The sequence below is a fragment of the Agrococcus sp. UYP33 genome (genome assembly GCF_054060915.1).
The window spans coordinates 694,640-706,710 of sequence record NZ_JBSSDR010000001.1 but is presented as its reverse complement, the minus strand read 5'-3'; the positions used below and the strand labels follow the sequence as shown (position 1 = coordinate 706,710).

The 12,071-nt window shown below is 71.0% G+C and carries 12 protein-coding genes and 3 tRNA genes; 10 read left to right on the top strand and 5 right to left on the bottom strand.

The genetic code is table 11. The features are described from left to right. Positions 1-79: 79 nt before the first annotated feature. The 4 genes from ACVWW9_RS03415 (at position 80) to ACVWW9_RS03400 (ending at position 2,721) form a co-directional block, all read left to right on the top strand. Positions 80-164, top strand: a tRNA-Ser gene (locus ACVWW9_RS03415). 17 nt (positions 165-181) lie between these two features. Next, complete coding sequence (locus tag ACVWW9_RS03410) at positions 182-1,423, top strand: LCP family protein (RefSeq protein WP_354258443.1); 1,242 nt, start codon at positions 182-184, stop codon at positions 1,421-1,423. Positions 1,424-1,502: 79 nt separating this feature from the next. After that, positions 1,503-1,591 (top strand) — tRNA-Ser (locus ACVWW9_RS03405). A gap of 386 nt (positions 1,592-1,977) precedes the next feature. Further along, the gene (locus ACVWW9_RS03400) at positions 1,978-2,721 is read left to right on the top strand and encodes a GAF and ANTAR domain-containing protein (RefSeq protein WP_456514375.1); all 744 of its coding nucleotides are present in this window, start codon (positions 1,978-1,980) and stop codon (positions 2,719-2,721) included. 33 nt (positions 2,722-2,754) lie between these two features. Here ACVWW9_RS03400 and ACVWW9_RS03395 read toward each other — a convergent pair whose 3' ends face one another. Further along, entirely contained in the window at positions 2,755-4,587 is a 1,833-nt protein-coding gene (locus ACVWW9_RS03395; protein ID WP_456514374.1) for a sugar-binding domain-containing protein, read from the bottom strand. A 52-nt stretch (positions 4,588-4,639) separates the two neighbouring features. After that, complete coding sequence (locus ACVWW9_RS03390) at positions 4,640-5,647, bottom strand: LacI family DNA-binding transcriptional regulator (protein WP_456514373.1); 1,008 nt, start codon at positions 5,645-5,647, stop codon at positions 4,640-4,642. Between the two features lie 138 nt (positions 5,648-5,785). Here ACVWW9_RS03390 and ACVWW9_RS03385 point away from each other — a divergent pair, with 138 nt between their 5' ends. The 6 genes from ACVWW9_RS03385 to ACVWW9_RS03360 all read left to right on the top strand — a co-directional run bounded on the left by ACVWW9_RS03385 (position 5,786) and on the right by ACVWW9_RS03360 (position 10,456). Continuing rightward, positions 5,786-7,090, top strand: a complete 1,305-nt coding sequence (locus ACVWW9_RS03385) for an ABC transporter substrate-binding protein (protein ID WP_456514372.1) — start codon at positions 5,786-5,788, stop codon at positions 7,088-7,090. A gap of 4 nt (positions 7,091-7,094) precedes the next feature. Then, positions 7,095-8,051, top strand: a complete 957-nt coding sequence (locus ACVWW9_RS03380) for a carbohydrate ABC transporter permease (RefSeq protein ID WP_456514371.1) — start codon at positions 7,095-7,097, stop codon at positions 8,049-8,051. Next, a complete protein-coding gene (locus ACVWW9_RS03375) occupies positions 8,048-8,962 on the top strand; it encodes a carbohydrate ABC transporter permease (RefSeq protein ID WP_456514370.1) in 915 nt (304 codons plus the stop codon). Before ACVWW9_RS03380 ends, ACVWW9_RS03375 begins: the two co-directional genes overlap by 4 nt. Then, on the top strand, positions 8,959-9,918 hold the full coding sequence (locus ACVWW9_RS03370; protein ID WP_456514369.1) for a glycoside hydrolase family 43 protein: 960 nt from the start codon (positions 8,959-8,961) through the stop codon (positions 9,916-9,918). Before ACVWW9_RS03375 ends, ACVWW9_RS03370 begins: the two co-directional genes overlap by 4 nt. 179 nt (positions 9,919-10,097) lie before the next feature. Then, positions 10,098-10,301, top strand: a complete 204-nt coding sequence (locus ACVWW9_RS03365; RefSeq protein ID WP_092666090.1) for a cold-shock protein — start codon at positions 10,098-10,100, stop codon at positions 10,299-10,301. An 82-nt stretch (positions 10,302-10,383) separates the two neighbouring features. Beyond that, positions 10,384-10,456 (top strand) — tRNA-Arg (locus tag ACVWW9_RS03360). Positions 10,457-10,513: 57 nt separating this feature from the next. Here the strand turns inward: ACVWW9_RS03360 and ACVWW9_RS03355 are convergent. The 3 genes from ACVWW9_RS03355 to ACVWW9_RS03345 all read right to left on the bottom strand — a co-directional run bounded on the left by ACVWW9_RS03355 (position 10,514) and on the right by ACVWW9_RS03345 (position 12,044). Then, a complete protein-coding gene (locus ACVWW9_RS03355) occupies positions 10,514-11,086 on the bottom strand; it encodes a zinc-binding dehydrogenase (RefSeq protein WP_456514368.1) in 573 nt (190 codons plus the stop codon). A 260-nt stretch (positions 11,087-11,346) separates the two neighbouring features. Further along, positions 11,347-11,532, bottom strand: a complete 186-nt coding sequence (locus ACVWW9_RS03350) for a hypothetical protein (protein WP_456514367.1) — start codon at positions 11,530-11,532, stop codon at positions 11,347-11,349. Between the two features lie 59 nt (positions 11,533-11,591). Continuing rightward, a complete protein-coding gene (locus tag ACVWW9_RS03345) occupies positions 11,592-12,044 on the bottom strand; it encodes a hypothetical protein (protein ID WP_456514366.1) in 453 nt (150 codons plus the stop codon). Positions 12,045-12,071: the final 27 nt, after the last annotated feature.

Here is a 12,071-nt window from a genome sequence, read left to right as displayed (position 1 = left end):
CGCCGTCGAAGGCCGCGCATCCGGTGTCGCTCTATGATCGTCCGAAGGCCCGCCGCGCGCCCCCAGCGCTCAGGGCACGGGAGGGCTGTCCGAGCGGCCGATGGAGCCGGTCTTGAAAACCGGTGGGCAGAGATGTCTCGTGGGTTCGAATCCCACGCCCTCCGCGGCAGAAGGAGAACGCATGGCAACCGAGCGCACCGGGAGCGTCGTCGACACCACGTCGATGTCGCCGCGGCATGGACGGCTGCGCCGCCACTCGGGCGTCGCGCACGTCTTCCGCTGGATCGCGCTCGGATTGGCGACCGTGCTCGTCGCCGTGGTCGGCGTCGTGGGATTCTCGATCCTGCGCTTCACCACGGGCATCCAGACGGTCGACCTCGTGGCCGACGTGCCGCCCGCGCAGGCCGGCTTCGCCCCGTACGAGGGCGGCTTCAACATCCTGCTCGTCGGGTCCGACCAGCGCGAGGGCCAGGGCGAGGAGTTCGGCGAGTCCGCCTACGACGGCGGCAGCCTCAACGACGTGACGATGCTGCTGCACGTGAGCGACGACCACCAGCTCGCGCGCGTCGTCTCGTTCCCGCGCGACCTGATGGTCGACTTCCCGGCCTGCGAGGACCCGGAGACGGGCGACACCGTGCCGGCCGCCAACAACGTGCAGTTCAATCAGGCGCTCGGCCGCGGCGGGCTCTCGTGCGTCGCCGAGGTGGTCTCCGACCTCACCGGCATCGAGGTGCCCTACGCCGCGATGATCACGTTCCAGGGCGTCATCAGCATGTCGACCGCCGTCGGCGGCGTACCGGTGTGCTTCGCCGGTCCGATCGACGACCCCTACACGGGGCTCGTCATCGAGTCGGCCGGCACCCACGACCTCGAGGGCGCGCAGGCGCTCGCGTTCCTCCGCTCGCGCCACGGCGTCGGCGACGGCTCCGACCTCGCGCGCATCTCGTCGCAGCAGGTGTTCCTGTCGTCGCTCATCCGCACGCTGCAGTCGGATGCGGTGCTCACCGACGTCACGAAGCTCTACGCGATCGCGCAGGTCGCGATCGAGAACATGACGCTGTCATCCGGCCTCGGCGACGTGGGCACGATGGTGTCGATGGCACGCGTGCTCGCTGACATCCCGCTCGAGACGATGCAGTTCGTGCTCTACCCCAACGTCTACTCCGGGGCGCGCGTCGTGCCCGACGAGGAGCGCGCGGACGAGCTGATGCGCCGCATCCGCCAGGACCTGCCGATCGAGCTGGGAGACGATTCCCTCGGCGTCGGCTCGACCGACGAGACGCCGGGCGCGACGGAGACGCCGGTGCCCACCGAGACGCCCGCAGCCACCGAGACCCCGACGCCGACGCCGACGGACGAGCTCGACGGGGTCGTGGGGCAGGACGCGTCGCAGGAGTCGTGCGTCGTCCCGTTCGGCTCCTGATCGGGCCGTTCCCCGGGCCGCACGTCCGAGGCTCGCGCGTTTGGTAGAGTTGCCGTCGGCCTGCCAGCAGGTGGGCCGAGGAGACGTCGCATAGTCCGGCCGAGTGCACCACCCTGCTAAGGTGGAGTCCCCATTAGGGGACCGAGGGTTCAAATCCCTCCGTCTCCACGTCTGCCCCTTCGTCTCGCCACGAAGGGGCATTCGCATGTCCGGCGGGGATGCGCGTCGTCGACCGACCGTGGGCTGGGCGGCGAGCACATGCGCGCGCGGGTCGCGACAAGCGGTGCCTTGGCGAGCGCCCGCAGGCGGGGACCAGGCCGGCGGGACGCTCTTGCTGTGCGTGGTGGTGCGGTGGCCACGGTAGCCCACGTCCCTGACGGCGCGGGTCGAGGTGCCTGTGGGTCGCCTAGATGCACCATCACCCCGCTGGCGCCGCCGCGCTGCCAGTCCTAGAGTCGGTCGCGAACGATCAGGTGGCGAGCTGCGAAGCTCCGCGCGGGCCCGCGTCGAGGGGATCCCTCCTCGACCGCTGCGGTAGCAGGAGGACGGGTGCCATGGACGGCATGCTGACGGCGGAGCGGCTCGGCGAGGCGCTCGCCACGCTCGCCGAGACGCTGACCTCCGAGTACGACGTCCTACAGATGCTGGGCACCGTCGTGAGCGAGTGCGTCGAGCTGGTGGATGCTGGCGCCGGGGGACTGCTGCTGAAGGATGCGCACGGGCGGCCCGAGCTCGTCGCCTCCTCGGAAGAGGGGGTGAACTTCGTCCAGGTGATGCAGCTGAACGCCGGGGATGGTCCGTGCGTCGAGGCCGCGCGGACCGGCGCGACGGTCTCGGTCGCCGACGTCGAGCAGGTGAGCGGCAGCTGGGCGGAGTTTCGCGAGACCGCGCTCGGCTACGGCTACCGGGCCGTGCACGCCGTGCCGCTGCGCGCGCGCGACGAGGTCATCGGCAGCATGGGCCTGTACCGGACGGTTCCCGGCGCGCTGAGCCGTGCTGACGCTGCCGCAGCTCGCGCGCTCGCGAACCTCGCGTCGATCGGGATCCTCCAGGAGCGAGCGATCCGCGAGAGCGGTCTGCTCGCAGAGCAGCTGCAGCATGCGCTCGACAGCCGCGTCTGCATCGAGCAGGCGAAGGGCGTGATCGCCGCATCGGCCGACGTCGACATGGATCGAGCGTTCCGAATGCTCCGCGACCACGCCCGCAAGCACAACCTCGAGCTGCTCACGGTGGCCCAGGGCGTCGTCGATCGGAGCCTCGAGATCGGCCCGTCGAGGGACCGCAAGCCCGCGCCGTGAGCGTCTGCGGCGTGCTCGCGCAGGGGCGAGGGCTCAGCGCGGCGCGTCGGTGACGATCGCTCGCAGCACCTCGAGCGGCAGCTTCGGGCGCCGGTGCTCGTCGACGAGCCCGTTCGCCTCCTGCAGCGTGTCGGTCAGCTGCGTGTAGCAGAGGCCGGCGAGCGCGCCGCCGTGCAGCGCGCCGAAGACGTCGCGGAGCCTGCGCTCGAAGTCCTCGGGCGACGACGCGACGCCGTAGCCCCAGGTGGCGATCGGGGCGTCGGGCGCCCAGGTGACGCCGCCGAACTCGCTGACGATCACCGGCGCATCCGCGAGGCCGGGCGACGCGGCATCCGGGAGCACGCGGATGCGGCGGCCAGCCGGGCCGATGCCCGCCGCGGTGCGCTCGATCGCGGCCGCATCGCGGTACGACGCCGCGAGGCGCTCGCGATCCTGCTCGTAGTCGTGGATCGTCAGCAGGTCGGAGTCGCCGTGCTCCCAGCCGTCGTTCGAGATGACGAGGCGCGTGTCGTCGAGCGCCTTCGTGAGGTGGAAGAGCGCCCGCACGAGCTGCTGCTGCCGCTCGTCGTGCGCGATGTGCTGCACGCCCCAGCTCTCGTTGACCGGCACCCAGGCGACGATGCACGGGTGCGAGCGGTCGCGCTCGATCGCCTCCTGCCACTCGCGGCTGAGACGCTCGACGCTCGTCGCCGAGAACGCGTACGCGCTCGGCATCTCCTCCCAGACGAGCAGGCCGAGCCGGTCCGCCCAGAAGAGGAAGCGCGGGTCCTCGATCTTCTGGTGCACCCGCACGGTCGTGAAGCCGAGCGCCTTGATGAGCTCCACCTCGGCGCGCAGCGCGTCGGCGCTCGGCGCCGCGAGGTGGCTCTCCGGCCAATAGCCCTGCTCCAGCACCGCGATGACCGGATGCGGCCGGTCGTTGAGCAGGAAGCGGCCGCCCGCGGCGCTCACGCTGCGCAGCCCGAGATAGGACGCGGCCGCGTCGATGGGCGCGCCGCTCGCGTCGAGCAGCTCGACCGTCGCGTCGAGCAGTCGCGGATGCTCCGGCGACCACAGCATCGACTCGTAGCCCTGGCCGTTCTGCAGCGCGTGCACGGGCAGGTCGATGCGCGCGCGCGGCGACTGCACGCGCTGCGTCACCGCGGCGAGCTCCTCGCCGTCCTCGTCGGCGATGCGCACTCGCACGGAGGTGCCGGCGGCCGGACGGCGTGAGAGCCCGAGCTCGAGCGAGACGCGCGCGGCTGGCAGGTCGCTCGACCACCCGAGGCGGTCGATGCTCGTCTCCGGCACCGCCTCGAGCCACACGGGCTGCCAGATGCCGGTCGTGCGGTCGTACCAGATCACGTGCGGCTCGGGCAGCCAGTCCTGCTTGCCGCGCGGCTGCTCGAGGTCGAGCGGGTCGTCCTCCGCCCGCACGACGAGCTCGAACGGCCGCTCCTCGCGTGCCGCATCCGTCGCGTCGACCGCGAACGGCGTGTGGCCGCCCTCGTGCTCGCCGAGCATGGCCCCGTCGGCCCACACCGTCGCGCGGTAGTCCACGGCACCGAAGTGCACGAGCAGGCGCATCCCGGGCTGCCAGCCGGCGGCGCGCACCTCGTCGACGGTCACGGTGCGGCGGTACCAGACCACCGGGTGGTGGTCGCGCTCACCGATGCCGGATGCGTCCGACTCGGGCGGGAAGGGCACCACGATCGTCCGCGCTGCGGTGCGGCCGGGCCGAGCCCAGCCCTCGCGCACGCCGGCGTCGTCGTCGTCGTGCTCGAAGCCCCAGGGGCCGCTGAGGTCGGTCCAGGCGGACCGGAGCAGCTGGGGGCGCGGATGCGTCCCGGTCTGCGCGGTGGCCCGGGGCAGCGCGTCGGTGGTCATGCGCCCCATCATGGAGCAAGGCTTGCAGCGCTGTAAAGCCGAGGCGTCCGGGTCAGCGTCCCGCGGTGCTCTGGCGCTGCTCGATGCCGTGCGGCGCGATGCGGTGCCGACCCACCCCCTGGTGGCCACCGATCCGCTCGATGAGCAGCTCGAGGGCGATGCGAGCGATCCCGCGCTTGTCCGGCGCGATCGAGCTGAGCGTCGGCGTGCTGATCGTCGCGAGGTGGGTGTCGTCCCAGCCCAGCACGGCCACGTCGTCCGGCACCGACAGTCCGGCCTCCGCGAGCGCCTGGAGCGCGCCGATCGCGAACCGGTCGTCGCGGCACAGGACGGCGTCGATGTCGAGCCCGCGCGCGAGCGCGGCCGAGAGCGCGGCGCGGGCGTCCTCGACGCGGAAGCCGCCGGTCTCCAGCACGAGCGAGGTGTCGCCCGGCACGCCGGCGCGCTCCAGCGCCTCCTGGTAGCCGTGCAGCCGCTGGGCGGTCGAGCCGGTGACGTCGTGCGAGACGGTGCCGAGGAAGGCGATGCGTCGGCCGGTGCGGCGGAGCAGCTCGGTGCCGTCGCGCGCCGCTCGCACGTTGTCGATCATCACGTGGTCGGTGGTCAGCGGCCGCGCCGATTCGCCCAGCAGCACGAGCGGCAGATCGCGGCGCAGCTTGCCGATCTCGACCGTCGTCATGCTCACCGGGTGGAAGATGACGCCGTCGACGAGGCCGGCCTCGCGGTCCATGATCACCGCGCGCTCCGCCTCCGCCTCGCCGAGCGTCTGCTCGATGAGCACCCGGTAGCCCATCTCGGCGGCGACCTCGGCGATCGAGCGGGAGAGCTCCGAGAAGTACGGGTGGTCGATCTCGGGCATCGCGAGCGCGATCATGCCCGTGCGCCCGGTGGCGAGCCGGCGCGCCGTGAGGTTCGGGCGGTAGCCGAGCTCGTCGATCGCCTCCTGCACGCGGGCACGCATGGCGGGGGAGACGTGCGGATGGTGGTGCACCACGTTCGAGACGGTCTTCATCGAGACGCCGGCGCGGGCGGCGACGTCGGTGAGTCGAACGCGCGTCATGCTGCCCCTCTCGCGGCCCGGTGGGCCGCCGCCATCCTAAGCCGCGATCGGGGGACTGGACAGCGGCTTTACAGCGCTGTACGTTGTCGGCACGGTGCCGCGTGCTGGTGCCCACTTGTTTTCAACGAGGAGGATCAAGTGCTCACGACTTCCCCGCGCCGCTCCCGGCGCACCACGGTCACGGTCGCGGCTGCCGCGGCCGTGGCGCTGCTCGCCGGCTGCAGCGCAGGACCGGGCGAGACGCCCGGTGGCGAGTTCACCGGCGAGTACGACGGCCCGGCCGTTACGCTGTCGTTCTGGAACGGCTTCACCGGTGGCGACGGCCCCTTCATGCAGGGGCTGGTCGACCAGTTCAACGAGGAGCACGAGAACATCACGGTCGAGTCGAACACCATGCAGTGGTCCGACTACTACCAGCGGCTCCCCGCGGCCGTGACGGCGGGCGAGGGTCCCGACGTCGGTGTCATGCACTTCGACCAGCTCGGCTCGAACGCCGCACGGCAGGTCATCATGCCGCTCGACGACATGGCCGAGCAGCTCGAGCTCACTGCCGACGACTTCACCGAGGCGGTGTGGGAGGCAGGCGTCTACGGCGACCAGCGCTACGGCATCCCGCTCGACATCCACTCGCTCGCGATGTACTACAACACCGAGCACTTCGAGGCGGCCGGCATCACCGAGCCGCCCACCGACGCCGAGTCGTTCCAGGCCGCGCTCGACGCGCTCCAGGCTGCGGGCTACGAGACGCCGTTCTGGATGCCGTCGCGGTGGCCGGCGCACCTGATGTTCCTCACGCTCGACTGGCAGCACGGCGGCGAGCCGTACGCGGCCGACGGCACGGCCGCCACGTTCGGCGACGAGGCCGGGGTGCAGTCGCTCGAGTGGATGCGCAGCATGGTCGAGCAGGGCTACAGCCCCGCCGACGTGGCGCAGGACGCGCAGTACGTCGCCTTCAAGAACGGCGAGACGTCGATCACGTGGGACGGCATCTGGCAGTTCAACGACCTCGACGCGTCGGGCCTGCCCTACGCGGCAGCGCCCATCCCGGCCATCGGCGGCGAGCAGGCCGCGTGGGCCTCGTCGCACCAGTTCTTCCTGCCCCGGCAGGACGACCCGGACCGCATCAACGCGGCGAAGGTCTTCATCGCCTGGATGAGCGAGCACTCGGCCGACTGGGCGCAGGCGGGCATGATCCCGGCACGCCAGTCGGTGCGTGACGAGGGCGCGCTCGAGGGCACGCCGCAGGAGCCGCTCGCCGAGTCGCTCGACGCCATGCGGTTCATCCCGACGACGCCGGGCATCGGCACGGTGCAGACCGAGACCGTCGAGGTCGCGGTCGCGGAGGGCGTGCTCGGGCAGGGCGAGCCCGCGGCGGTGCTGGAGGCCGCGCAGGGCACGGCGACGCAGCTGATGGAGGAGAACCTCGAGGCGTTCGGGGAGTGACCCGATGACCTCCACCAACCCAGCCGGCGTCCTCCCCGTTGCGGGGCGGGCGCCGACCAGGCGGGGGCTGCAGAGCCACGGGCGCGCGACGCCCTGGCTCTTCCTCGCGCCCTACCTGCTCATCTTCGGCGGCTTCGTCGCGCTCCCGGTGGTGCTCGGCCTCTGGATGAGCCTGCACCGCTGGGACTACACGCTGCCGCGCAAGCCCTTCGTCGGGCTCGAGAACTACACCGACCTGCTCGATCCCGGATCGACGACGTTCGGGCCGTTCTGGCAGGCCATGCAGGCGACCGGCGTCTTCATGGTGCTCTCGGTGCCGCTGCTGCTCGTCGTGCCCCTGCTCGTCGCGATGCTGATGAACGGCCGCTTCCCTGGCCGCAACTTCTTCCGGGCCGTCTACTTCGCGCCGTACGTGCTCGGCGTCGCGGTCGTCGCGGTGCTCTGGCGCTACCTGCTCGACACCAACATCGGCCTCGTCAACTACTACCTCGAGCTGCTCGGCCTGCCCGGCGACACCGCGTGGCTCACATCGACGATCCCGGCGTGGACGTCGCTCGTCGGCGTCACCGTGTGGTGGACGCTCGGCCTCAACGCCGTCATCTACCTCGCGGCCCTGCAGGACATCCCGGCCGACCTGTACGAGTCGGCGCGCATGGACGGCGCCAACGCCTGGCAGCAGTTCTGGGCGGTCACGCTCCCGGGGCTGCGCTCCGTGCTCATGTTCGTGATGATCAACACGATCATCGCCTCGGCCAACATGTTCGGCCAGTCGTTCCTGATGACGCAGGGCGGACCGGGCCGCGAGACCCGCACCGCGATCTACCTGATCGCCGAGGAGGGGCTGCGCAACTTCCAGATGGGCAGCGCCGCCGCCATGAGCTACGTGCTGACCGTCGCGCTCGTGCTGCTGAGCGTCATCGTCTTCTGGCTCTTCCGCGAGCGCAAGGAGAAGGAATCATGAGCACAGCGACCGCGGCACCGACGCCAGCACCGGCACCGGCACCGACGCCTGCACCCAAGCCGGCAGCGAGCCGACGCCGGCCGCCGAGGCAGCGCGCCGGCATGTGGGCCCGCTGGCTCGTGCTCGTGGTGATCGCGCTGCTCTTCATCAGCCCGCTCGTGTTCATGCTGCTCACGTCGTTCAAGACGCGGGCCGACGCCACGAGCCTGCCGCCGCAGTGGCTGCCGGAGGAGTGGACGCTCCAGGCCTACGAGTCGATCCTCGGCGCCACGGCCACCCCGGTGTTCACGTGGTTCCTCAACAGCATGCTCGCCGCAGCCCTGCACGCGGCGCTCGTCGTGGTCACCGCGACCCTCGCGGCGTATCCGCTCGCGCGCATGCAGTTCCGTGGCAAGGGCATCGTCTTCGGCGCGGTCATCGCGACGCTGCTCGTGCCGCCGGTGATCCTGATCATCCCGAACTACCTCATCGTGAGCGAGCTCGGGTGGCTGAACTCGCTCATGGCGGTCATCGTGCCGACGGCGGCGAGCGCGTTCGGCGTCTTCCTCATGCGGCAGTTCTTCCTGAGCCTGCCGCCCGAGCTCGAGGAGGCGGCGCGGCTCGACGGGGCGAACCCGTGGAGCACGTTCGTGCACATCATCCTGCCGCTCGCGAAGCCCGCGATCGCGACGCTCGCGCTGCTGGCGTTCCTCGGCAACTGGAACGACTTCCTGTGGCCGGTGTACGTGCTCTTCAACCCCGACGTGCAGACGCTGCCCGCCGGCCTCGCGACGCTGCAGTCGGCGAACGCGGTGCGCTACGACCTGCTCATGGCGGGTGCGGTGATCGCGTCGGCGCCGGTGCTGCTGCTCTACGTGCTGCTGCAGCGCTTCATCGTCGAGGGCGTCTCGCGGTCCGGGATCAAGGGATGACGCTCGCGCGACGTCCACGTGCCTGGCTGGCGGGCGGTGCGCTCGCCGTCGCCGCGGGGCTGCTCGCCGGCTGCGCGAGCGGCCCGCCGCCCACCGAGCCGGTGCTCGCGGACGACTTCGCCGATCCGGATGTCGTGCAGACGGATGAGGGCTACTGGGCGTACTCGACCGAGTCGAACCGGCAGACCGTGCCCACCGCCTTCTCCGAGGATCTGGTGACGTGGGAGCGACGCGGCGACGCGATGCCGGAGCTGCCGTCCTGGGTCATCCCGGGGAAGACGTGGGCGCCGGAGGTGACGGCGCTCGGGCCGGACCGCTTCGCGCTCTACTTCACCGCGACCGACTTCGAGTCGGGCCGGCAGTGCATCGGCGTCGCGATCTCGCCAGAGGCGGGCGGCCCGTTCGAGGTGCAGGGCGACGGGATGCTGGTCTGCCCCGCGGAGGACGGCGGCGCGATCGACGCGTCGACGGCCGTCATCGACGGGCAGCGATGGCTCGTCTGGAAGAACGACGGCAACGCCGTCGGCGTCGACACCTGGATCCAGGCGGCGCCGCTGACCGACGACGGGCTCGCGCTCGACGGCGAGACGGTGCGGCTCATCCGCCAGGACCAGGCGTGGGAGGGCGAGCTCGTCGAGGCGCCGACGCTCATCGTGCACGACGAGGGGCTCACGCTGCTCTACTCCGCCAACTCCTACGGTGGCGACGAGTACGCGATCGGCTACGCGACCGCGCCGTCGATGGACGGCCCGTGGACGAAGGCCGAGGAGCCGCTGCTCACCACCGCGGCGACCGGCGACGAGGTGCGGGGCCCGGGAGGGCAGGACGTCGTCGCGGCACCGGATGGCTCAGCGCGGCTCGTCTTCCACGGCTGGGACCCGAGTTACACCTACCGCTCGCTCCACGTCGCGCCCCTCGAGTGGGACGGACTGGAGCCGGTCGTCGACCTCGGTTGAGGGTGCGAGCGCGCGGTCCTGAGGGCCGCGCACTCGCGCCTCCGCCCGCCGGTTCGGCAGGCCCGCAGAAGTTTTGCTAGGGCGCGGAGCCCATGACCGCTAGGGTGGAGGTGGCGCAGGACGATTCTTGTTCTGCGCTTTTCGCGTGGCTCAGGCCACACAGCAAGATTGAAGGAATTATGGCAACCGGCACCGTCAAGTGGTTCGACTCCGGCAAGGGCTTCGGCTTCATCGCTCCGGACGACGGCGGCAAGGATCTGTTCGCTCACTACAGCCAGATCCAGTCCAATGGCTTCAAGACCCTCGAAGAGGCTCAGGCAGTCGAGTTCGAGATCGTTGAGGGCAACAAGGGCCCGCAGGCTGCGAACATTCGCCCCCTGTGAGGCTGGTCGCGTCCTCGTGACGCGGCTCGATTCGCGCTGACGGCCAGGGATCAGGTAGTCTGATCCCTGGCCGTTCGGCCAGGCGCCCGTAGCTCAACGGATAGAGCATCTGACTACGGATCAGAAGGTTGGGGGTTCGAATCCCTCCGGGCGCGCACTGTGTTGAGACAGTGAAGAAGGCCACCTGCGGAAGTAGGTGGCCTTCTTGGTTCTCACGGCCGGAAGACCGCCCTGACGCAGCCGTCCGTCTTCTCCTTGAACATCGCGTAGCCCTCGGGGCCGTCGTCGAGCGCCATGACGTGCGTGGCGAGGTGCTCGGTGGTCAGCTCGCCGCGCGCCATCCGCTCAAGGAGCATCGGGATGTAGCGGTGCCCGTGCTGCTGCGCGGAGCGGAGGGTCAGCCCCTTGTTCATGATCGGGCCGAGTGGGAACTTGTCGACGAACCCGCCGAAGACGCCGAGCACGAAGATGCTCCCGCCCTTCCGCGCCGCGAAGATCGCCTCGCGGACGGCGGTTGGCCGGTCGGTCTGCAACCGCAGCCGCTGCTTCAGCTGGTCGTAGGCGAAGTCGATGCGGTCGCTGTGCGCTTCCATGCCGACGGCCTCGATGCACACGTCGGGCCCTCGACCTCCGGTAGTCTCCCGCAGCTCCGCGAGCACCTCGCTCGCCTCGTCGTTCATCGTCTCGGCGCCGATCACCTGCTCGACCTGAGCGAGGCGCTCCTGGTAGCGGTCGATGACGATAACGCGCTCCGCGCCGAGGAGCAGGGAGGCGCGCGCCGCCATCGGGGCTCGGCGTCGAGCTCAACGTTGACGAAGCAGGCAAGTACCCGTACGAGCAGGCATACCTGCCCTACAACCGACTGCTCGACGGGACGGTCCACGACTGGTGATCGCCGGCGACGGTCCGCGTGCCGCTCCGAAGGGGCCGGCGGTCGGCACCGCGCGCGGGTAGATCACGGCCCGATGAGTGCGTCGATGCGCGTCCGTCCTGCCGCGCGAGACGAGCGTCCTGCCCTGCGCAGAGGCGGGTCCGCTCGTTCTCGTCAAGCGCGGCGGGGGCCGATGCGGGCGAGCACGATCGCTTCGATCTCGGCGCACACGTCGAGCTGGTGCTGTGAGCCGGGATCGTCGCCGCGCTCGGTGGGGGCGCCTTCGAGCTCGTCGAGGAGTTGACGGAGACGCGCGGCGGCACGGGAGGTGCCGGGATCCGTGCTGTCTGCAGCGGTCATGCGCTGACGGTATTGGCGCTCGTGCGGACATTCCTGCGCGCGCATGAGGCCCATCCGTGTCAGTACCCGCAGAGCCAGCCCTCCGCCTCCTCGACGACGACGCGGTACTCCTCCGTGGTCCAGCCGTAGCGCTGCGCCTGCTCGGCGTGCTCGTCGGCGTCGCCGATCCGCTCCTCGTCGACGTAGAGGAGGTCGCACCACTCGTAGCCCACGCCGATCGCGAGGTGACGGAACGCCTCGAGCGACTCGCCCTCGGCAGGGGGCAGCGCTGAGCCGACCTCGCGCAGCTCCTGCGCGACCTCCTCAGCGAAGTCGAGCTCCATCGCGCGGTTCTCGGCCTGCCACTGCTCCTCGGCGACCGGGTCGAAGTCGTCGTACGCGGGATCGTAGGGGCCGTACCCGCCCACGAAGCCGAAGCTGTAGGGGTCGAGGATGGGCGGCGCGATCACGCATCCGGTGAGGGCGACCGCCGCGGCGGCGGCGACGGTGAGCGAGGCGAGGGTGCGGCGCATGGGCGGCCTTTCGTGCGGCGGGCTTGG